Annotated in this window: 18 protein-coding genes; 8 read left to right on the top strand and 10 right to left on the bottom strand. The window is 56.2% G+C overall.

Annotation, left to right across the window (positions count from 1 at the left end; genetic code table 11):
* Positions 1-9: 9 nt before the first annotated feature.
* The 3 genes from prmC to rpmE form a co-directional block, all read right to left on the bottom strand.
* Complete coding sequence (prmC, locus tag C5Y96_RS19740) at positions 10-891, bottom strand: peptide chain release factor N(5)-glutamine methyltransferase (RefSeq protein ID WP_105356936.1); 882 nt, start codon at positions 889-891, stop codon at positions 10-12.
* A gap of 52 nt (positions 892-943) precedes the next feature.
* Positions 944-2,020, bottom strand: coding sequence for a peptide chain release factor 1 (gene prfA, locus C5Y96_RS19735; RefSeq protein WP_105356933.1), 1,077 nt, complete (start codon positions 2,018-2,020; stop codon positions 944-946).
* Positions 2,021-2,150: 130 nt separating this feature from the next.
* Positions 2,151-2,378: a 50S ribosomal protein L31 gene (rpmE, locus tag C5Y96_RS19730; RefSeq protein ID WP_105356931.1), complete on the bottom strand. Its 228-nt coding sequence runs from the start codon at positions 2,376-2,378 to the stop codon at positions 2,151-2,153.
* A 241-nt stretch (positions 2,379-2,619) separates the two neighbouring features.
* Here rpmE and ubiE point away from each other — a divergent pair, with 241 nt between their 5' ends.
* The 5 genes from ubiE to C5Y96_RS19705 all read left to right on the top strand — a co-directional run bounded on the left by ubiE (position 2,620) and on the right by C5Y96_RS19705 (position 7,011).
* A complete protein-coding gene (gene ubiE / locus C5Y96_RS19725; protein WP_105356928.1) occupies positions 2,620-3,330 on the top strand; it encodes a bifunctional demethylmenaquinone methyltransferase/2-methoxy-6-polyprenyl-1,4-benzoquinol methylase UbiE in 711 nt (236 codons plus the stop codon).
* Entirely contained in the window at positions 3,327-3,980 is a 654-nt protein-coding gene (locus tag C5Y96_RS19720) for a UbiX family flavin prenyltransferase (RefSeq protein ID WP_105356925.1), read from the top strand. The genes ubiE and C5Y96_RS19720 overlap by 4 nt, the downstream gene beginning before the upstream one ends.
* The gene (locus C5Y96_RS19715) at positions 3,973-4,881 is read left to right on the top strand and encodes a UbiA-like polyprenyltransferase (RefSeq protein WP_105356923.1); all 909 of its coding nucleotides are present in this window, start codon (positions 3,973-3,975) and stop codon (positions 4,879-4,881) included. Before C5Y96_RS19720 ends, C5Y96_RS19715 begins: the two co-directional genes overlap by 8 nt.
* 115 nt (positions 4,882-4,996) lie before the next feature.
* Positions 4,997-6,148 carry an aminofutalosine synthase MqnE gene (gene mqnE / locus C5Y96_RS19710; RefSeq protein ID WP_105356921.1) on the top strand — a complete coding sequence of 384 codons (1,152 nt, stop codon included), beginning with the start codon at positions 4,997-4,999 and terminating at the stop codon, positions 6,146-6,148.
* Between the two features lie 71 nt (positions 6,149-6,219).
* On the top strand, positions 6,220-7,011 hold the full coding sequence (locus C5Y96_RS19705) for a hypothetical protein (protein WP_105356919.1): 792 nt from the start codon (positions 6,220-6,222) through the stop codon (positions 7,009-7,011).
* A 68-nt stretch (positions 7,012-7,079) separates the two neighbouring features.
* Here C5Y96_RS19705 and C5Y96_RS19700 read toward each other — a convergent pair whose 3' ends face one another.
* The 5 genes from C5Y96_RS19700 to priA form a co-directional block, all read right to left on the bottom strand.
* Positions 7,080-8,537, bottom strand: coding sequence for a sulfatase (locus C5Y96_RS19700; protein ID WP_105356916.1), 1,458 nt, complete (start codon positions 8,535-8,537; stop codon positions 7,080-7,082).
* Positions 8,538-8,620: 83 nt separating this feature from the next.
* On the bottom strand, positions 8,621-10,717 hold the full coding sequence (gene recG / locus C5Y96_RS19695; protein WP_105356914.1) for an ATP-dependent DNA helicase RecG: 2,097 nt from the start codon (positions 10,715-10,717) through the stop codon (positions 8,621-8,623).
* A gap of 29 nt (positions 10,718-10,746) precedes the next feature.
* Positions 10,747-11,211, bottom strand: a complete 465-nt coding sequence (rnhA, locus tag C5Y96_RS19690) for a ribonuclease HI (protein WP_105356912.1) — start codon at positions 11,209-11,211, stop codon at positions 10,747-10,749.
* An 82-nt stretch (positions 11,212-11,293) separates the two neighbouring features.
* A complete protein-coding gene (locus tag C5Y96_RS19685; protein WP_105356909.1) occupies positions 11,294-13,201 on the bottom strand; it encodes a sensor histidine kinase in 1,908 nt (635 codons plus the stop codon).
* Between the two features lie 115 nt (positions 13,202-13,316).
* Complete coding sequence (priA, locus tag C5Y96_RS19680) at positions 13,317-15,602, bottom strand: primosomal protein N' (protein WP_233199028.1); 2,286 nt, start codon at positions 15,600-15,602, stop codon at positions 13,317-13,319.
* Between the two features lie 128 nt (positions 15,603-15,730).
* Here priA and nadD point away from each other — a divergent pair, with 128 nt between their 5' ends.
* Positions 15,731-16,354, top strand: coding sequence for a nicotinate-nucleotide adenylyltransferase (gene nadD / locus C5Y96_RS19675; protein WP_105356906.1), 624 nt, complete (start codon positions 15,731-15,733; stop codon positions 16,352-16,354).
* A gap of 4 nt (positions 16,355-16,358) precedes the next feature.
* Here nadD and C5Y96_RS19670 read toward each other — a convergent pair whose 3' ends face one another.
* Positions 16,359-16,619 (bottom strand): hypothetical protein, encoded by a 261-nt coding sequence (locus tag C5Y96_RS19670; protein WP_105356904.1) that lies wholly within the window; start codon positions 16,617-16,619, stop codon positions 16,359-16,361.
* 225 nt (positions 16,620-16,844) lie between these two features.
* Between C5Y96_RS19670 and C5Y96_RS19665 the strand changes: the two genes are divergently transcribed.
* Positions 16,845-17,699, top strand: a complete 855-nt coding sequence (locus C5Y96_RS19665; protein WP_105356902.1) for a sensor histidine kinase — start codon at positions 16,845-16,847, stop codon at positions 17,697-17,699.
* 274 nt (positions 17,700-17,973) lie between these two features.
* Positions 17,974-18,999 carry a 3-deoxy-7-phosphoheptulonate synthase gene (gene aroF, locus C5Y96_RS19660; protein ID WP_105356900.1) on the top strand — a complete coding sequence of 342 codons (1,026 nt, stop codon included), beginning with the start codon at positions 17,974-17,976 and terminating at the stop codon, positions 18,997-18,999.
* A 43-nt stretch (positions 19,000-19,042) separates the two neighbouring features.
* Here the strand turns inward: aroF and C5Y96_RS19655 are convergent, their stop codons facing one another.
* On the bottom strand, positions 19,043-21,148 hold the full coding sequence (locus C5Y96_RS19655; RefSeq protein ID WP_146115740.1) for a hypothetical protein: 2,106 nt from the start codon (positions 21,146-21,148) through the stop codon (positions 19,043-19,045).
* Positions 21,149-21,172 lie beyond the last annotated feature (24 nt).

Genomic DNA, 21,172 nt, shown 5'->3' with positions numbered 1-21,172 from the left:
CCGGTCTGATTAGGCTGCTTTCTTCGCGATCAAGTAGCGATCGAGCTTCGCGAGATCTTTACCAATCGAGATCCGCTCGTAGAAGCCGGTTTCCTCAGCAATCTTGGCAACACGCTTGGCAACCATCGGACTGAATTCCAACAGCAGCCATCCGCCGGATTTCAAATAGCCTGCTGCCTGTTCCAGAATTCTTCGCAGCACAGCGATGCCTTCTTCTTCGGCGAACAATGCAACATGCGGCTCATGCTCGATCACATGAGCATCCATCAGCGTGCGTTCCGATTGAGCGATGTACGGTGGATTGCTGACAATAACATCGAATTGAGAACCGCTGGACACCGCATCGAATAGGTCTCCTGCGGCAAACTCGATCCGCTCGCTCACGCTGTGTTTCTCGGCATTTTGCTTAGCGACGGCCAACGCTTTCTCGCTGATGTCGGTCGCCAGTACACTGGCCTTGGGGGCCTGCTTGGCAATGGTCACCGCGATAATCCCGCTACCGGTACCGATATCGAGAATGCTGACCGGCTCGTTGGTCGAACGCCCTTTGAGCAGGTCGAGCGTCTCGATCACCAGGTGCTCGGTCTCAGGGCGCGGAATTAGAACGTCCGGCGTGACGACGAACTCCATCGAGTAGAACTCGCTCGTCCCCAGGACGTATGCAACCGGCTTGCCGGCGGCCCGCTGCTTGACCAGTTCGCGAAACTTGGCACGCTTCCCGTCGTCAACCACTTCCTCGAACCGAGCATAGAGCTGAATCTTGGGACACTCCAGGGCATGTCCCAACATCAGTTGGGCTTCGAGCCGAGCCTCTTCGCTTCCCTTCGATTCCAGGTACTCCGTCGTCCAATTCAAGAGACGGCCAATCGTCCATGTTTCGGCAGTCGACATGAGGGCAAATTTCGCCTTGTGGTAAGGGTGGGAACCGACGGCAGTCAGCGGCTTAGTCGAGATCTCCCATCTCGCCGCGAAGCTGCTCGCGATCGTGATCGATCAGGGCATCAATAACCGGCTGCAAGTGTCCGGCCATGACCTGATCGAGTTTGTATAGCGTCAGATTGATACGGTGATCGGTGATGCGGTTTTCCGGGAAGTTGTACGTCCGGATACGCTGACTTCGGTCACCGGAACCGACCAGGCTTTTTCGCTCGTCGGCACGCTCTTTGGCTTCTTTCTCGCGTTGGCTGTCATACAGCTTGGTCTTCAAGAGACGCAAAGCGCGATCCAGGTTCTTGTGCTGACTTCGCTCCTCACAGCACTGAACGATGACGCCTGTTTCCTGGTGAATCAGTCGCACGGCCGATGCTGTCTTGTTGACGTGCTGCCCACCGGGACCGCTACTAGCCGCGTAACGCTCGACCGTATAGCTGTCAGGACTGAGGTTGAACTCCACTTCTTCCGGTTCGGCCATCACCGCAACGGTCGCCGCCGAGGTGTGCACACGTCCCTTGGTTTCGGTTTCGGGAACACGCTGCACACGGTGGCCACCACTTTCGTACTGCATCTCGCGATAGACACCTTCGCCGTGGACCGAGATGATCACTTCCTTGAACCCACCCAACTCGGTCGGATTCGATTCCATGACCTCGTACTTCCACTTCTTCATTTCCGCGAAGCGTTTGTACATTTCGTACAAGTCACGAGCGAACAGTGCCGCTTCATCACCGCCGGTACCGCCACGAATCTCCAACACGATCTTATCGCGATCAGCATCTTCGCCGCCGATGGTCATATCGAGTAGATCACGCCAAATCTTCTCTCGTCTGGCCTTGAGGTCGACGAGATCCGCTTCGGCCAATTCGGCCATCTCGTCGTCATCCCCGTCCATTAGCTCTCGCGCGTCATCGATTTCGCTGACAACATCTTTGAACTGACGGTAACGCGTCGCGACACGCGCCAACGAGCCATGTTCGCGCGCGACATTGGCCATCTTAGACGAGTTCGACAACACGTCCGGATCGCTCATTTGCTTTTCGAGAAACTCGAAGCGAGCAAGCTTTTCTTCCAAAATCTCGCGCATGAGAGGCTTCGTCCTGAGAGATACCTGACCGATAGTAAACGGGGTCAGACCGATTGCGGGATTCTACGAAAACACGCGAGTCCCCAATGCCCGGAAACTCGCGTGATGATGACGTTCAAATTGGAAGAAGCTACTTCTTCTTCTTCGACAGACTGGCGTAGTTGCCAGCGAACTTGTTCTTGAACTTCTCGATACGGCCGCCCGAGTCGACGAAGCGTTCCTTACCGGAGTAGAAAGGATGGCACACGTTACAAACGTCGACCACGATTTCCTTTCGAGTGCTGCGCGTGCTGAACGTATTGCCACAACCGCATTTGACGACGGTTTCGTTGTACTTAGGGTGGATGTTTTCTTTCATTGACCTTCACTCCGTGGCAAGTTCGCGGACGAGCCCTGCGCCGGTCCGTTCCCTTGATGTGCTGGAAAACCTACGATTATAGAGGCCTGCTGCCAGATCGGCAATCGCAGATACCCCCCTATCCCTGGGCTTATCGGCAGAATGCGATTCCGGGGGCATGGGATGTTACCAGAGAGTGACAATTCCGGTAAATTAAATAGTTTCACCCATTAGGCTTAAGACAATTCAGGCCCAAGCACGCATGGCGATCGACAAATCGGGGACACGCGTTAAGCAAATGTTCTCGGAAATCGCGGGCAATTACGACCGCATGAACCATCTCTTGTCGATGAATATCGATAAGTACTGGCGTTGGCGGACCGTTAAAATCGTCCCCCCGACTGGTGATAGCCCTATTCTGGACGTCTGCACCGGCACCGGCGACCTGGCTCTAGCCTATTACAAAGCAGCCGGCGGCAAAGTCCAGGTCGAGGCGACCGACTTTTGCCCCGAAATGCTCGAGGTGGGGGAAGTCAAGAAGCAAAAACTGGGCATCAATGGCCAGGTTCGCTTCCAAGAGGCCGACACGCAGCACCTTCCCTTCGAGGACAACACGTTTCAGATCGTATCCGTTGCGTTTGGCCTTCGGAACGTAGCCGATACCGACCTGGGGCTGAAAGAGATGGCACGCGTCTGCCACCCTGGCGGAAAGGTCGCCGTGCTGGAATTCTCGCAGCCCCGCTATCAGCCGTTTCGTGGGGTGTATCAGTTCTACTTCAAGAACATCCTTCCCCGGGTCGGTCAGGCCTTGGCGAAGAACAAGCAAGATGCCTACAAGTATCTGCCAGACAGCGTCGGCGAATTCCCTCATGGCGAAGCCCTGGCCGAGCGCATGCGGGCAGCCGGTCTGAAGGATGTCTTCTACAAGCCGTTCACCTTTGGCGTGGCAACTTTGTACGTGGGGACGAAATGAGTCTGCCCGTTGTCGTGGCGATCACCGGAGCAAGCGGGGCCGTCTATGCCCAGCGGCTTCTGAATGTGCTGCACCACAGTGGATACGACGTCCAGCTCTCGATCAGCCCCTCGGGCAAGATCGTGTTCGAGCAGGAAATGGGCATCCGGCTGGAACTCGACAACTTCGATCCCGAAACGCTCATTCCCCTGACTGTCGACTCTGGCGACAAGCGACTCCTTGAGACGATCGAGCTGAACGAGGCCACCAAGCCCGGCTGCTTTCAGTACTACCATTACACGAACTTTATGTCCCCCATGGCCAGCGGATCGGCGCGTTCGGCAGGGATGATCGTTTGCCCATGTTCGGGTGGCACACTGGCTGGGATTGTTAACGGCACGTGCACGAACCTCATTCAACGGGCCGCGGAAGTCCATTTGAAAGAACGCCGCAAACTGATCCTGGTACCGCGTGAAACACCCCTGTCGCTGGGGTACATCGACAACATGAAACGGGCCACCGAAGCAGGTGCCGTCGTCATGCCGGCTATGCCGGGCTGGTACCATGGGGTCAACTCACTGGACGACTTGATCGACTTCATGGTGGCCCGAATCTTGGATCAGTTGGAAATTCCACACGCTTTGATGCAACGCTGGGGAGAAGATGCCTGAGCGACTTCGTCACATCCTGGAAATGATCCGCTTCAGTCATACGGTCTTCGCCATGCCGTTTGCCGTACTGGCAACGATCATGGCCTGGTGCCTGCCGGCTCCGGAAGGGGAAACCGTCTCGCTCTCCTGGCAAGCTGGCCTGGGGATTGTGCTGTGCATGGTCTTTGCCCGCAGCGCGGCGATGGCGTTCAATCGGCTGGTCGATCGCAAAATCGACGCCGAGAACCCACGCACTGCCACGCGACATCTGCCGGCCGGAATCCTCTCGGTACAGAGCGTCATTCTGTTCACGGTTATTTGCAGCATCAGCTTCGTGGCCTCGACGCTGCTGTTCTGGCCCAACTGGCTACCGCTGGCGTTGTCGGTGCCAGTCTTGGCGTTTTTATGCGGATACAGCTATACCAAGCGATTCACCTCGCTGGCCCACTACTGGCTCGGTATCTCGCTGATGCTGGCCCCCATTTGTGCCTGGGTAGCCATTCGCGGCGAGGTTGTTCTGCAGCATCCGGCCGATCTCCTGCCGGCACTGATGCTGGGGCTGGGCGTTTTGTTCTGGGTCGCTGGTTTCGACATTATCTACGCCTGCCAAGATGCCGACTTCGATCGCGACGCCAAGCTGCGGAGCGTGCCAGCTAAGTTCGGTGTATCAGGGGCTTTACGGATTGCCGCGGTTAGCCATTTTCTGGCCGTGCTGGCATTCGCCGCCCTCCCCTTTACGGCGTCGTCACTGGGAATCATTTACTGGATCGGCCTAAGTGCCGTTGCCGCACTTTTGCTGTACGAACACGCTTTGGTTCGCCCGAACGACCTGTCGAAGGTCAATCTGGCGTTCTTTAATGTGAATACGGTCATCGGGCTGGGTGTTCTGGCGTTTACCAGCATCGACCTACTCTGGAACTGACCCACCTTGCGGCCTGACGCCCAAATCGCGACCATAAACGTTAAGAATCGCGCCGGCAGTGCGGTTCCCCTAGCATAAGAACATTCTCTCCCTTTACTGAGCCAAGCGACCTGGAATGATTCGAGCAGACAAGATTTCGTTGGATACGATCGGCAAGAAGGTCGAGAATGGCGAACGCCTGAACCTGGACGAAGGGGTTTTCCTGTACCAGGACGACGTGCCGCTGAACGAAGTCGCCGAGCTGGCCAACATGGTCCGCGAACGGAAGAACGGCAACTACGCGTATTACAACATCAATACGCACTTGAACCCGACCAACGTCTGCGTCTACCGTTGCAATTTCTGTGCGTTCCGCGCCGACCTCCGCGACCCACGCGGCTACCTGATGAGCGACGAGCAGATTCTCGGTCGCGGCCAGGAAGCGATCGACAACGGCTGTACCGAAATGCACATCGTCGGTGGTCTGCATCACCAGATGAAGTTCGAGTGGTACGTCAACGTCGTGAAGATCCTGCACGATGCCTTCCCCAAGCTGCACCTCAAAGCCTGGACCGCGGTCGAGATCAACTGGTTCGAGTTCCTCACCAAGAAGTCGGTTCGTGAATTGCTGGAAATTCTGCGTGACGCTGGCCTCGGTAGTATGCCAGGTGGCGGTGCCGAAATCTTCCACCGCGAAGTCCGCGACCAGATCTGCGAACATAAGGCCGACACCGGCAAGTGGCACGAGATCCATCGCACGGCTCACGAGATGGGCATCAAGACAAACGCCACGATGCTGTACGGTCACATCGAGAACGCCTATCACCGTGTCGATCACTTGATTCGCCTGCGAGAAACGCAGGACGTCAGTGGCGGCTTCCAGACGTTCATCCCGCTGGCCTTTCACCCCGATAACACCGAACTGGCCGAACTCAAGAAGCTGAAAAAGCCTTCGGTGATGATGGACCTGCGAACGATGGCCGTCTCGCGTCTGATGCTGGACAACTTCCCCCACATCAAAGCGTACTGGATCATGCTAGGTATTGGTACGGCGCAAACGGCCCTGTCGTACGGAGCGGACGATATCGACGGCACGGTTCGCCACGAGTTGATCTACCACGACGCCGGTGCTACCACCCCGGAAGTCATGTCGGTAGAAGACATTCAGCGTTTGATCGTTGAAGCTGGTCGAGAACCGGTCGAACGCGATACGGTCTACAACCGCGTCATCCGCGATCCGCAGAATATGTCGGAGTGGACGACCGGCGAACCGCTGGAAGTGGGTTAATTTGACCCTTCATCGAAGATTTTTCGCGTAAGATAGGGAACACCGTACCCTAAACGCGGAGAATCTTGTCCGTGAGTGATCTACTTGCCATCATCTTTGCCCCGCTGCTCGTACTAATCGAGGCCTTAATGGGCCTCGTTCTGGCTTTTGCTACGCTTCTGGGTGAGCTTGTCGGATTCTTTCTGGAACTTCTCTTCCACGCGTTATTCCATGGAATTGCCTCCACGAAGGATCGCTATCGCCAAGGTCCTCGCAAGTCCGCTGAAGTGCCGGTGCCCGTTATCACGGCGATTGGCTCGGTGGGATTCGTGATCTTCCTGGCGATTGGCTTTACTTTTCTCATTCGCAGCGGAATCCAACACTCGCGAACGCAAACCACTCAGGCCCAAGTCGACAAGCTGGCCGATGCCTATATCGCACAACGACTAGCCGAAAAAGGAGGAGGAACACTATCGCCCGGCCCTTCAGACCAACACGATGCCTGGGGCCATGCGATCGTGCTGCGAGAGAAAGACTACGTCGTCGGCACCCAAGTCGTCGTTCGTTCGAATGGCCCCGACGGGCGGCCCAATTCTACGGACGACATTTCAGCGATTCGCTATCACAAGACAACCGCGACAGAGATCCGCGATCATTTCTTCGATAAAGCGGCTAAAAAGTTTGGCCAGTTCTTTGCCAAGCAAGATGAAGCTCAAGCCGAGTTAGAAGTACAGAACGACGCCCCTAGTATTGCCCGGTCACTTAAGATTGATCCCGACAGGGCACTGCCTTCCGAAAATGCGGACCTAACCACACAGGACGAAAACAAACACGTCTGGAAGCTCCCCACGTTCAGATTTAGCTGGGGCGAGAAAGACGAGTAGCCCTCATTTAGTTAATCCAGTACGAGAATGCTGACTGGGATGATGTCGACTGCCCGACGTAACTAACGCTAGTGCTTGGGAGCATGCCGACGCAGCAAGGCATCCAATTCCTTGATCTTATGCTGAATCTCAGGCCGTGGGTCGTGAATCAGGTTGTGATTCTCGCTAGGGTCTTCCGCCAAATCGAAGAACTCGTCGCATCCATCATTGTGATCATCGCGTACCAGTTTGTAGTGATCGGTTCGGTAGCAGCGCAGAGAAGCGGTCGCGTAGTGGATCATGTCGTATTCGGCGTAGACGTCGTTATTCCAACCATCCGGCTGCTCTCCCTTAAGTAGCGGAAGAAGGCTCCGTCCTAATAGCTTTGGGTCTGAATCCACACCGGCCACTTGCGCAAGTGTGGGAAACACATCCAGCGCGGTGGCTGTGCTGCTGATGACGGTTTCTGGCGCAACCATCCCAGGCCAACGCACGATTGCGGGAACACGGAGAGACTCGTCGTACAGATTGGGGCGATACTTGTCGGAAATGACCCGCACACCGTTGTGGTACTCACCTGGTGGCTGTTTCTTCGTCGCCCACAAGCCGTTCCCTTTGTGCCAGATGCCATGGTGCCCCATGTTGAAGCCATGATCGGAGGTGAAGATCACGATCGTGTTGTCAGCCAAATGATTCTTTTCCAATGCGTCGAGTATTCGCCCCAGGTTGCGATCGACACCAGAAGTACTGGCCAGGTACTCGCGCATCATCTTCTTGACCCGCATGATATCGAGCCCCGGATACTTGGGAATCGTGGGGTCTAACTCGGCGTAAGGCTTCCAGTCTTCCGGTGCCACCGGCAACCACTTGCCATGGGGTGCCCTGGTCGCCAGGCACAGAAAGAAGGGATGCTCTCGATTGCGTTCGATAAAGCCAATCGCTCGATCGGTCAGAATGTCGGTCGTGAGTCCCTTGAACTTGCGAACTTCACCATCTTCTTCCAGCATGGGACTGTCTGGTGTCGTACCACCACCGGTGAGCCCCATGAAGTAATCGAACCCATGCCGCATGGGATGAAACTTCTCGTTGCCTGGTGCCGTCCAGTCTCCCAGGTGCCATTTGCCGACCAGGCCGGTACGGTAGCCTGCCCCTTTCAGAAGCTCGGCGATCGTAACGGTGCCGTCCGGATCCAAGCGAGCTTCGTTGTTTGGGTCGTACAGCTTATGCCCAGGCTGAGGAATGAAGTCGGGAATCCCCAGTTCACTGGCATACCGACCGGTCATGAACGAAGCCCGAGCAGGGCTACACACAGGCGTCGTGCAGAAGAAGTTACGAAAGACGGCCCCTTCGCTGGCCAGTCGATCGATATTGGGTGTCGCCGCCGCCGGCACATCTTGGAATTGGCCAGAGCGAACCGCCGAACCAAATGCCCACGGTGCCTGGTCGTCGGTCAGCACGATGACAATGTTTGGCTTGGCTGCCGACAACGACGTAACGGTCGCGAGCGACAACAACACCGCGAAGAGAACGTATACACTTTTTGACATGGAAGGAGCTCGACGCACAAGTGACACTGGTATCCCAGCAGTATACCAGCTCTCAGACTCCACTCAACATTCCGCAAGCAGGCTTATCCCAAGTCGCCGATATCAAGCGATTTTCCGTAGCGGATCATCACCATCCGCTGCAGCTTTTCCCACTTTGCTCCGGCCAGGTTGGGGTCGCTGTCGGTGATCGAAAACGCATCTTCGCGGGCTTTCGCCAGCAGTTCGCCATCGCGCTGCAAGTCGGCGATTCGTAGAGGAGGCATGCCATGCTGCTTCCAGCCGAACAAGTCGCCGGGGCCTCGAAGTTTAAAGTCGACTTCGGCCAGTTCAAATCCATCGGTCGTGCCAGCAAATGCTTCCAGACGTTCGCGCGAGGCGTCTGTGGCCGGATTGGCGAAGACGCAGAGATAACCAGGATGCTTCCCTCGACTGATTCGCCCGCGTAGCTGATGAAGCTGCGCCAAGCCGAAACGCTCGCCACTTTCGATCGTCATGAGCACGGCGTTGGCGACGTCGACCCCCACTTCCACGACCGTGGTGGCAATCAACACGTCGATCTCGTGATTGGCGAAACGCTGCATCACGGCATCCTTCTCTGCCGGCGGCATACGTCCGTGCAGCATCTCTAAGCGAAACTCTTCGAGTTCGCCGTTGGCCAGGTGCTCTAGAAGTTGCTCAACACCCCCGAGCGTGTCATCCCGCTGAGTTTCGTCGACCAGCGGTGCGATGACATAGCCTTGCCGACCTTCGCGTAGTTTCTTACGAAAGAAATCCCACCACTTGGCCCGCTGTTCGTCTTCGGCAATGTACGTGCTCACCGTCTGCCGACCTGGCGGTGCATTGCGAATGGTCGAGATATCAAGATCGCCAAACATTCCCAAGGCCACCGTACGCGGAATGGGTGTCGCGGTCATCACCAGGTAGTGCGGATCGTTGCCGGCACTACGTAAAGCGGCACGTTGGCGAACACCAAACTTATGCTGTTCGTCGATGATTACCAGGCCAAGCTTCTGAAAGGTAATTTCGGTAGCGATGATGGCCTGAGTACCGATCAGCAGGTCGATCTCGCCAGCGGCCACATCGGCCAGCAGCTTGGCACGTTCCTTTTCTGTCAGCGAGCCTGTCAGCACACCGATGCGGACCTTTGCGTGGCTCAATAGCTTACCCAGCGTTCGTGCGTGCTGCTTAGCCAAGACTTCCGTCGGTGCCATTAACGCGGCCTGGGTCTTGGCGGCCACCGCGGCTAGCATGGCATAGACCGAGACCATCGTTTTGCCAGTACCCACATCCCCTTGTAGCAGCCGGTTCATGGGGATGGTGCGATTCAAGTCGTGGCAGATTTCGTGGATCGCTTTGTTCTGGTCTTCGGTCAGTTCAAACGGAAGCAGCTTGCGAATCCGTTCATCGACGCGAAAATCGACCGGAATCGGCAGCGCACTTTTGCGTTCATTGAGCTGATGTTTCCGCAGCGACATCGCCAGTTGCAAGACGAGCAACTCCTGATAGATGAACCGCTTGCGAGCCTCTTCCATTTCTTCCCGTGAATGGGGGCGATGAATCTTGTTTAGCGCATCGTGAACCGAAAGGAGCTCGTGCTGTTTCAGGAATGAGTCGGGCAAGACTTCTTCCAGGTCGCTTCCATGAATTTCCAATGCTGTGTGTACCATCTTCCGCATCAACCCCTGGCGAATGCCTTCGGTCAGCGGATAGATCGGCAGCAGCTTGCCCCCTTCGGGATGATCGCCAGGCTCGACGATATCGACCACCGGATGGGCCATCTCCCAGCGATTACCTTGCAGCCGTGGCCGTCCCGAGACGATCACGTGCTGCCCTGGCTGGAATCGTTTCCGTAGAAAGGGCTGATTGAACCAGACACCGCGCACATACGATTGATTGTCGCGAACCAGCACGCCCAGGATACTGCGGCCTGGGCCGGTTCCGCGGAAGTCGACGTCTTCGATCACGCCGGTAATCGACGCCGGCTCATCTTCCTTGAGATCATCGGCCGGGACGATCTCTAACAGGTCTTGATAGTCGCGTGGAAAGAAGAAGATGAGATCGAGTGCCGTGTAGAGCTGCAGTTTCGCCAGTCGCTCGGCACGCTGCGGCCCGACCCCTTTCAGGAACTGAACCGGCGTACGAAGACGCTGCAGCGGAGTCGATTCGCGGCTATCTGACATTCCGTCCTCACCAGGGCGATCCGTCGGGGTTATCGATAGGGCTGATAGGCTGCCACGGCTAATTCATCGCAGCGATCGTTCTCGGGGTGGCCGCTGTGGCCGGCGACGCGGGTATATTTAACGCGATGCTTTTGCAGTTGCTCGTCTAGCTGTTTCCATAGGTCGTCATTCTTGACCGGCTTCCACTGCTTGCCTTCTTTACGCTGCCAGTTGTTTTTCTTCCACTTCGGCATCCACTCGGTCATTCCTTTGCCGACGTAGACGCTATCTGTAAACAGTTCGATATTGCATGCGCGGCTCAGGGTTTGCAGGCCCTGGATAACGGCCATCAATTCCATGCGGTTGTTGGTCGTTTCGCGCTCGCCGCCTGACTTTTCCATTTCTTTGCCGGTCGACGGATGACGCAAGATGAACGCCCAGCCGCCTGGGCCGGGGTTACCGCTACACGCTCCGTCCGTGTAAAGAAGAACTTCAGGCTCGAAGGTGGCCGCCATGCACTACTCCCAATAGATCGATCGCTAAACGAGCGATTATGTCCCGGGATGCGGTCGGGATAAAGCCCCACCTGGAAGATGCTTAGTTTCTCGTCGTCGAATCAATTGTTTCCGGCGTTTCGACCTGGCGAGACCCTTGAATGCGGACGAAATCGCCGTGCTTGGTTTTGGTGATCTCATCGATTCGGGAAGTAAACGAATCTTCGCGAACATCAGGACGGTCTTCGATCACCCATGGAATGTCCACAAAGAACGTACTTCCCTTACCTAGCTCGCTCTCGGCCCGCACCGTGCCACCCAGCAGTTGACAAAGCTCGCGGACGATCGATAAGCCGAGCCCGGTGCCGGAGTACTCGCGTGTGAGCGTGTCCCCTTGTGATGCGGTCCCTTGCCGGAACTTCTCGAAGATGATTTCACGATCTTCTTCTGCAATCCCCACGCCGGTATCACTCACCGAAAGCTCGAGGCGATTGTTGATGCGATTTGCCCGCACCACAATGCGTCCCCCTTCCGGCGTGAACTTGATCGCATTGGAAAGCAGGTTCGTCAGGATCTGCTGGAACTTCGATTGATCCTGCAACGCCGGCTCTTCATTCGGATCGACGTGGCAGGTCAGATCGATATTCTTTTCTTCGGTCAGAGAGCGAACCATGTCACATGCACCACTGACGACCGAAGCGACCGAGAACCGCGACGGGCGGACTTCCATGCGTCCACTTTCAACCTTGGCCAGGTCGAGAATGTCGTTGATCATGTCCAGCAGCAACCGCCCTGACTTCTGAATGTTTTCGACGTATCGCTTCTGCTTGTCATTCAGACTGTCGATCCCACGCAGCACATCCGAGAACCCCAAGATGCTGTTGAGCGGCGTTCGCAGTTCATGGCTCATGCTGGCCAGGAAGTCACTCTTCAGGCAGTTCATTTCGTACAACTGCATATTGGCCTGAGCCAATTGATCGACCTTGCCGTCGAGATCACGGTTCACATAGGTCAGTTTGTTCTGGGCATCGATCAAGTGAGCCAACATGCGATTGAACGAAGTCGCCAGGTCTTCGAATTCGTCGCCGGTGTAGATCTCGGCCCGCACGTCCATGTGACCTTGGCTCACCTCATCACTCACGTCACGCAGGTGGGTCAGAGGTTTCACAATGATGTATCGCACGATCAAATACAACGCGATCATCGAAAGCGCCACCGTGATGATCGCCGTGGCCAATAGGTAAGCCCGGTTCTTGGTCAAAGCGATTTGCGTGATCTTGTCGTCCTTGACGATCTTGATCACGTTGAACGGTAGTTCGTTCCCTAGCGGAAATCCAGTCGTCGAAACGGCTAGTTCCAAGTTTGTGTTGTGACAGGCAACGGTACACGTCCGCTTCCAGTAGATCGGCTGGTAGTAGATATACTCTTGATTTTCCGCATCGTAGAAGGCTTCCGATGCCGGCGAATAGGCAATGGTATCTTCGTCGGTGTCGGGATCATTCCCTCCTAGCTCAACGAATTCGTCCGTCGTCTCTTGAGTGGTTACTCCAGGCGTATTAAGAAACTTCTCCAGGATCTCCTTGTCGCGTGTCTGCTGGATTTCCTTCAGTCGCTGGAGAATCTCGGCTTCCTTTTCATTGGCAGGCAGGTGAATTCGATCGTCCGGCCGACTGGTTGCCGCCAACTTGCGGTCGGCAGGATCGAGCGTCATCACTTCCCACCTATACTTCATATACTCCAAATCAAGGCCCGTATCACGGACATGCTCGTCCCACCCTTCAGGGTTCTTTTGGGCCTGGGCGTCATGCTTCCAGTGGATCTTCATCAACACCGCGTCGACCAAGTGACGACCTGTGCTGAGGTTGTTGTTGTGCACCAACTGTTCGGTCGATTGCCCATACCACCAGAAGCTACCGGTAATCAGCAGCAGCAAGCACGTTCCGTACAGAAAGCGGCACTTTCGCTCGAGATTGGTCTCGCCGAGAACGCGCTTGATGGAACGATACGACATAAGTAGTTTTCAGTGCTCAGTTTGAAGTGTTCAGCCGGAACACCTCGGGAAACGATTACCTTTGAATTCTAGGAGTTTCCCCCTTCTGAAACTACCCAGATTTCCTGTCTGTCGCCTACATCATGTCGATCGGGTCGACATCGGCAATCCACAACACCTCGTCCGGAACGGCCACCTTTTCCCGGCAGCGAAGCACCGCGGCACGCATTAACAGTCGATCGAAGCTATGCAGTAGCAAGTGGTAGCGGTAATTGCCCCGTAGTTTTTCGATCGGGGCGGGAGCCGGACCTTGCTGCGAGATCTCTCCCCCCTGCTCTTGGGAGAACCGTGCCAGTTCTTCGGAAATCTGTTGCATGAACAGTTCGACCGCCGGCTGCGAGGGGCCTCGAGCGATGATCCGAACCATATGCGCAAAAGGTGTCATCTGAAAGTCGCGGCGAAACGGTAGCTCGCGTTCAGCAAATAAGGCATAGTCATGCCGCGTGGCCGCTTCGATCGCCGGATGATCGGGGCTTAACGTCTGCACCAGCACTTCCCCCCCTAGATCGCCTCGACCGGTTCGTCCGGCAACCTGGGTGATTAGCTGAAACGTCCGCTCACCGGCGCGCACATCCGGAAAGTGCAGTGCCGTGTCGGCATTGATCACCCCCACTAATGTCACGTTCGGAAAGTCCAACCCCTTGGCGATCATCTGGGTGCCGACCAGGATCTTCACCTCGCGATTACGAAACCGCTCGAGCGCCGCTTCGTGCGACCCAGGCTTCTTCATCGTGTCCGAATCCATCCGAATGATCGGGTACGATCCGAACTTCGACTTCACTTCCTGTTCCAGCTTCTGCGTTCCAATGCCAGAAAAACGAATCCCCGTGTAGCGACACGTGGGCACCGGGCAGACGCGTGGTGCTGAACTGCGGTAGTCGCAATAGTGGCAAACCGTGCTGCCGTCGGTGATATGATGCGTCAGCGGAATTTCGCAGTGAGGACACTCTACAAGGTGACCGCATGCCGGGCACTGAATATGGGTACTATGCCCGCGGCGATTCAGTAGCAAGATGATCTGACCATCCTGCTCCAGCGTACGTTTCATCGAATGATAAAGCTGACGGCTGATCGCCCCGCGAAAGCTGGTTGTTTTGTCGTAGCGCATATCGACGGTGCGCACGGCCGGCAAAGGCCGATTGCCAATCCGGTGGGGCATCGAGATCAACTCGTATTCCCCCTGTTGAGCGCGGTAGAAGGTCTCGAGCGAAGGAGTGGCCGTACCCAGGATCAGCGGGATTCTCTCGTATTCAGCCCGCTTGGCGGCAACTTCCCGTGCATGGTACCGCGGTACCGAGTCTTGCTTGAACGAGCTGTCGTGCTCTTCATCCAGGATGATCATTCCCAGTTGTGGTGTCGGTGCGAAGACAGCACTGCGGGCCCCGACCACCACATTGACGATCCCTGAAGCGATACGTTTCCACTGCCAGTGCCGCTCGACATCGCTCATGTGGCTGTGCAACACGGCGATCCGATCGAACCGCGAAGCAAACCGCTGCTTGGTTTGCGGCGTGAGGCTGATTTCAGGAACCAGGACGATGGCCTGCTTCCCTTGATCGATCACATGCTGAATGGCCTGAATGTAGACCTCGGTCTTGCCACTACCGGTCACCCCATGCAGCAAGATAGGCTTCGGCTGAGGCGCGTTGACCTGCGCGAGGATGGTCTTCAGGGCCGACGCTTGAATCTCGTTCAACGTTTTGACGGGCTCGCGTTCGATATCGATGTCATCGAAGTGAGCATGACTCACCCGTCGAACTTCCGATGTGATGAGCTTCTTTTTGCGCAGCCCAGAGATGGGGGCTTGGGTGCAGCGGCACTTATCGGCCAAATCCCCCGGAGTCATCGGCTTACTCGAAGCGGCCAGGGTCGCCAGTACCTGATGCTGCTTTTCTGGCAGCTTGATGTTCGCAATCCTCATGGCAACTTCCTGAGGAACGCTCAAGAGGGTCACTTCGCGGGTGCCAGCGTTTCCACGAACGGCCGCCGGAATGACAGCATCGAGCACCTGCCCCCAGCTAGCCAGGTAATATTCGGCCATCCACTGGGTCATCTTCAACATCTGCGAAGAAAGCAGCGTCTGCTGATCGAGAGCCGACAGCACGAATTTCAGCTTGCGGCGACCATGCTCCTTTCGCTCGACCGCCACGCAGTAGGCCATCACCCGGCGGTTGGACCTCCCCAAGGGGACGTAAACCCTTCGCCCAGGCAAGATTTCGCCTACCAACTCGTCGGGAACCAGATAATCGAACGTCTGCTCAGGACCGGTCGACATCACAACCGACGCGACCAGCCCTGTCTGGGCATCGTCTTGCTCCCAGGGGGTCGAATCGTCGCCGAAAAGTCCCTTTTGATTCTTCACAAAAACTCGAAATGCTGGCAGTCGAAACGTTCATTCTGGCCAATAGAGCCCAGGACCGATACGATAGCAGTTTGAGAGCGACCTTCCCACCACGCCGATGATCGGCCAGCAGCGAAAGGGGGAGTACCATGCGACTGGGAATTTACGGGGGTTCATTTTCCCCCATACATAACGGGCATTTGCTTCTCGCTGAGTCTTGTCGCGAGCAGTGCGCATTGGACGAAGTCTGGTTCTTGCCGGCCGCTACCAACCCGCTGAAACAAGACGGAGTACTGGCCTCGGATGCCCATCGCGTGGCAATGATCGAACTGGCGATCGCGGGCAACAACGCGTTCAAATGCAGCCCCCTCGAACTCGAACGCGGTGGCCTCAGTTATACCGTCGAGACGCTACGAGATTTACAGAAAATCATCCCCCAGGCCGAGTTATTCCTGCTTGTCGGCGGAGACTCGTTCGCGTCCCTCTTCCACTGGCACAAGATCGAAGAAATCTGCGAGCTGGCCACTATTTGCACCGTAGGGCGGCCTGGCAGCGACTTGGACGACTGGGGACGTCTGTCAGAGGTCCTTGATGACGACCAGATGGCCCACATCAAGCAGCACTTCGTCAAAATGCCGCTGATCGGCCTTTCCAGTACCGACATCCGACGGCGGATCGCTAGCGGAAAATCGATCCGCTACATGGTGCCACGCAGTGTCGAGAAATACATCGAAACGCAGCACGTTTTTCACAAGCAAGTGACGCCAGCATAATTCCCTACGCTGCGCGACGACGACCAAGCACCTGGCCGAGTTGCGGCGTGAGGGTTGTTTGCTCTAAGGATGGATCGCTCTTGAGCGCTTCGAGAACCTGCTCTAACTGTTCCATCGACGAGAGGCTGAGGTCGAGAAAAATCCAGCGTTTGCCGGCAATTTCGCAGACGCCTCCCCCTTGGCCGTCGAGCCATTCGCGGCGAATCTGGTAGCCCAAATCTTGTGCGGTAACGATGGCCTGGTCGAGCAGATCGAGGGTGTGCATCCTTGCGAACTCCGATGATCTAGGTAATTTGCATGAGCAACCATAAAGGTTGCCGGTTATTCCGTCGCAAATTGTAGCGGTCAAAGGGGGATCGTCGATAGACATATTACGGGCCAGTACGACAAGGCCATCGATTTCGTTGAAAGGATTCTGCGATTTCGATTCATGCCAACTGCTAGCTCGACCGCTCACCAGTCGCGATTAACTACGGAAGCAGGGTCAAGGATGAACCACTCGCAATCCCCCTCGGATGCTTCGCTGATTGAACGTCAGGCGAAGGAAATTGAAATCTTGAAGCGTCGTCTGCTTGAAGCGCAGAAACTGACTGCGATGGGGGAACTCGTCAGCACCACCACCCACGAATTCAACAACGTGCTGATGGCCGTGATCAACTATGCTCGCATGGGGCTGCGTCACAAGGACGAACAAACCCGTAATAACTGCTTCGAGAAGATCGCAGCCGCCGGGGACCGAGCCGCCAAAATCACCACCGGTGTGCTGGCAATGGCCAAGAACCGCGGCGACCGTATGGAGCCGACCGATCTGTCGAAGATCGTCGACGACACCATCGTGCTGCTGGAACGTGAGCTCCGCAAATATCGGATCGAGCTCGAGTTTCAAAATGAAAATGCGCCCCAGGCGCTGGCCAACGGCAACCAGATTCAACAGGTTCTGTTGAACTTGATGATCAATGCCCGCCAGGCGATGCCTCAAGGTGGGCGATTGATCCTGAAGCTTTCATACGACCAGTCGAGCCACATGGTCGACCTGTTGGTGCGAGATCACGGTACCGGTATCCCTGCCGATCAACTGCCGCACATCTTCGACGCGTTCTACACGACCAAAACAGGTCCCGATGAAACGGGCAAAGGGGGAACCGGCATTGGCCTGGCCGCTTGCCGCGACATCATCGAAGCCCACCACGGCAAGATCCGCGTGCAAAGCACCGTGGGCATGGGCACGGCCTTCACGATCCGAATTCCGGCCGCTACCGCGAACCCAACGGCAACCTCAGCTGTCTCCAGCGGAGTGCCGATCGCAGGCAGCGAAATGCTTCCCACGTCGCCTGTGCGGCACTAAGCAAGTTGGATACTTCACAGCAAGTTCTTGAAATTCGGACTTGCCACAAACGAAAACGCGCACATAATTAGCGTTATGAACAACTGGCAGTTTACTTTCGGATTCTACTTTACCTACTTTCCGAGTAGGGCCGAGGATTCTTTGTAAACTGCGAACGGCAAAACGCGAGAACTCCAAAAGCCCTGAATCGGAAAGCGATTCAGGGCTTTTTTTGTTTCTATTGCCAACTTTACGACCTGACACCTCACCAAATCAAGCCTGGGAAGAGAAAGCAATGATTATCGTTATGAAACGGGACGCCACCGGCGACATGATTCAACATGCCGCCGAAAAAGTCGAGAAATTAGGGCTCAAAGCCCATGTTATCCAAGGGACCGAAAGGACCGTCATCGCCGCGATTGGCGATAAACGCGAAGAAATGCGGGAGTCGCTGGAAACAGTAGCCGGGGTCTCAAAGGTCGTGCCGATCCTCGCCCCTTACAAAGTCGCCAGCCGCGAAGTGAAACCAGAGCCAACGCTTGTCAAAGCAGGCAGCCTGGAAGTGGGCAACGGCAAGTGCGGCGTCATCGCTGGTCCTTGTAGTGTCGAAAACGAAGACCAGATTGTTAAGACCGCCAAGGCAGTCAAAGCCGCCGGTGCTACAGCGCTGCGTGGTGGTGCGTTCAAACCACGCACCAGTCCTTACTCGTTCCAAGGGCTGAAGGAAGAAGGCCTGAAGATGCTGGCCACGGCCCGCGAAGAAACCGGGCTGGCCATCGTCACGGAAGTCGTCGCCTCTGAAGATGTCCAGCTTGTCGCCAAGTATGCGGACGTTTTGCAGATCGGTGCTCGCAACATGCAGAACTACCGCCTGTTGGAAGAAGTCGGCCGAGTCGATCGGGCCGTGCTGCTTAAACGCGGTCCCTCGGCAACCATCGACGAACTGCTTCTCGCCGCTGAATACATCCTCAACGAAGGGAACAGCCGCGTCATGCTGTGCGAACGAGGAATTCGCACCTTCGAGTCGCACACGCGTTTCACCCTTCCCTTGGCAACGGTGACGTACCTGCACCAGAAGACGCATCTACCGGTTGTCATCGACCCCAGCCACGGCACTGGCCATGCTTCGCTGGTCCCGGATATGTGCGTTGCTGCCGTGGCGATTGGTGCGGACGGAATTATCGTCGAAGTGCACCCCGAACCCGATGAAGCGATGAGTGATGGTTACCAGTCACTTGATCTGCCGACCTTCGCAGAAACGATGAAACGTTGCCGCGCGGTAGCAAATGCCATCGGTATTCAGTGCGGGGCCGACGTTTAAGCCCAGAGGTGTTCAGGCTGGAAAACTCGGGAAGATCTCCGCGTTAGTTGGAGATCTTCCGCTGCAAAGCGAACTGCAGTCGCTGGTGATCGTCTTTCGATAACAGCGCCAGCAGGCGTTTGCTGGCAGGATCGTACAGCAGATCGCCGTAGCCAGTCTTACGAAGATCGGTCAATTCACGTTTGGCGTTGTTGATTAAAGCCGCGGCTTCGGACTTACCTAGTCCTAAGTTGCTGACATCGTAGAACTCGAGCCACGGCATGATCGGCACGCTACGCTGGCTGACCAGTTGCACTGTCGTCGGATTGATCGGCAAGGCCTCCAGCTTCCAAGCTTGGCAGAACTGGTCGAGCGCTTGCTGCACGGTCACGCCGGGTGCGGTTAACGTTACTGGAGTCGCAGGACCCAGCTTATTCATCGCCAGAGAATCCCAGTCGCATAGGATCGTCAATCCGCTCTTCTTCTCTAGTTGGTCGATCACCTTGTACAACGGGGTCGGCACGACGATTTGCAGCTTCACATCTTTCTGCAAAGCCGGCGAAAGCTGATCGCTGCGAAGAGTGAGGTCGAATTGATCTTTCGAGAAGTTACTTCGAATCGGAAGTCCCCGAGCAACTCGCAGTTTTTCCATGAACACCACGGCATTGAAGTGGGCCACTTCGCTTTGCGTAATCATGATCTTGCCCGGATCAATCCGATAAAGACCATCACCGCGAGACTGCTTCCAGGAAAGAGGCTCGACCAGGTGCGTCATCAGGTAAGCGATATCGGCAACCTCTTTCTGATCCTTGGCCAGATCGTCGACCAGTAGCTGCGCGACACGTTTATGGCCATCCAGAGGCTGCGTGATACGTAGCCGAGCACTCTTATCGGTGGCTTCCACTTCCAAGCCAAACGGGCGTACGGCTGCTTCCAAAATGCCTTCGACGGAAGTCTGCGTTTGTTTGACCGAGATCGGCGTTTTGGCGTTGATATCCGCCGATGCCAATGCGATGGGATCGATGGTGACCGGTACAGTGCTCATCTGCGTCACGAACGAAGCAAACTCGTTGAGCGGCATGTTATCGAATTCAATCCGCACGATCGGGTCGCTCAGCCGCCCTGCGACATCCACTTCCGGAATTCGGGGCACCAGTTCCGCAGCGGTGGAAACTTCGACTTGCAGAGCAACCGGCGCTGCATCGGCGGGTCCCGGATCGACGCTGGCCGATTGATTGAATGCTGCTGGATCCAAGACAGGAAACGCCTCACCAAATACTTCGTAAAGCGGGTCGTCCTTGAGTTCTAAGATCGAAGGTTGGGAAGTGGCGACCTTGGGCTTACCCGAATCGATATCAGGTGTTTCCACTACAGGCTTTTCCGCAGCTGGCGCACCGGCCGGATCGTCGAATAAAAATGGATTGTCTTTGTTGGGCATCGCCGGCTTAGGGGACGCTTCAGCGGCGGCCTCCGGCTGAGTCGGCTCTTTGCTGGGCATTGGCTCCAGAGCAGGTTCTTTCGCGGGCTCTTCAGCCGCTGGCTGCGGTGTTTCTTCGATCGGGGCTGGCTCGTTCTCGCCAGATGGTTCTTCTTCGGCCGGAGGCTCGAACTGGGCGACCTGGATCGGTTCTGGCTCTTCAGGTGTGACCGGAGTCTGATCCCTACCGGAGAAGACCGCGTAGCCAATCACCGCGAAGGTCACGATTGCCATGATCGATGTCCCACCGATCAGGGCCATGTTCCGCATCTTGCTAAGGGAAGCGCTGTCGGAAAAACGATTGACCTCGGCGGCCGCAGCCGGCTCTGTATCGGCTGAGTTTGGCTCTTGGGGCGTAGATGATCCGGCCAACATCTCGTCGAGGTTGTCGAACGCTTCGTCCGAAGTGGAGGGTTCGACAGTCGTCACTGGTGGCTCAGCGGCAGAGGTTTCCGGACCAGGAGTTTCCGGCGTAGGGCTTTCCGGTACCGGCGGCTCTGGCTCGGAAGCAACCGGCGCAGCGACAGGAGGGGCCTTGGCATTCGACGTTTCGGTCGATGCAGGCGAATCTGGTGCGGCGATCTCGACCATGCTCCCACACTTCGGACAGTTGACAATCTGGCCGATGAGGGAATGGCTGGTCACCTTCAGGCGAGCAGCACAGGTCGGGCATTGAACTCGGAATAGGGTCACGCGATTACTCTCGCACGGAAACAG

Origin of the sequence: Blastopirellula marina, assembly GCF_002967715.1 — a bacterium.
Taxonomy (GTDB): Bacteria; Planctomycetota; Planctomycetia; order Pirellulales; family Pirellulaceae; genus Bremerella; species Bremerella marina_B.
Note: the sequence above shows the minus strand (reverse complement) of the source record. Positions and strands in the feature narration are given on the sequence as shown.

Bases quoted from the DNA above. Each gene is read 5' to 3' on its own strand.
- C5Y96_RS19700 (WP_105356916.1), bottom strand. From the start codon at position 8,537: ATGTCAAAAAGTGTATACGTTCTCTTCGCGGTGTTGTTGTCGCTCGCG.
- rnhA (WP_105356912.1), bottom strand. From the start codon at position 11,211: ATGGCGGCCACCTTCGAGCCTGAAGTTCTTCTTTACACGGACGGAGCG.
- mqnE (WP_105356921.1), top strand. From the start codon at position 4,997: ATGATTCGAGCAGACAAGATTTCGTTGGATACGATCGGCAAGAAGGTC.
- ubiE (WP_105356928.1), top strand. From the start codon at position 2,620: ATGGCGATCGACAAATCGGGGACACGCGTTAAGCAAATGTTCTCGGAA.
- C5Y96_RS19670 (WP_105356904.1), bottom strand. From the start codon at position 16,619: ATGCACACCCTCGATCTGCTCGACCAGGCCATCGTTACCGCACAAGAT.
- aroF (WP_105356900.1), top strand. From the start codon at position 17,974: ATGATTATCGTTATGAAACGGGACGCCACCGGCGACATGATTCAACAT.
- C5Y96_RS19715 (WP_105356923.1), top strand. From the start codon at position 3,973: ATGCCTGAGCGACTTCGTCACATCCTGGAAATGATCCGCTTCAGTCAT.
- C5Y96_RS19720 (WP_105356925.1), top strand. From the start codon at position 3,327: ATGAGTCTGCCCGTTGTCGTGGCGATCACCGGAGCAAGCGGGGCCGTC.
- C5Y96_RS19665 (WP_105356902.1), top strand. From the start codon at position 16,845: ATGAACCACTCGCAATCCCCCTCGGATGCTTCGCTGATTGAACGTCAG.
- recG (WP_105356914.1), bottom strand. From the start codon at position 10,717: ATGTCAGATAGCCGCGAATCGACTCCGCTGCAGCGTCTTCGTACGCCG.
- C5Y96_RS19685 (WP_105356909.1), bottom strand. From the start codon at position 13,201: ATGTCGTATCGTTCCATCAAGCGCGTTCTCGGCGAGACCAATCTCGAG.
- rpmE (WP_105356931.1), bottom strand. From the start codon at position 2,378: ATGAAAGAAAACATCCACCCTAAGTACAACGAAACCGTCGTCAAATGC.
- prmC (WP_105356936.1), bottom strand. From the start codon at position 891: ATGTCGACTGCCGAAACATGGACGATTGGCCGTCTCTTGAATTGGACG.
- nadD (WP_105356906.1), top strand. From the start codon at position 15,731: ATGCGACTGGGAATTTACGGGGGTTCATTTTCCCCCATACATAACGGG.
- prfA (WP_105356933.1), bottom strand. From the start codon at position 2,020: ATGCGCGAGATTTTGGAAGAAAAGCTTGCTCGCTTCGAGTTTCTCGAA.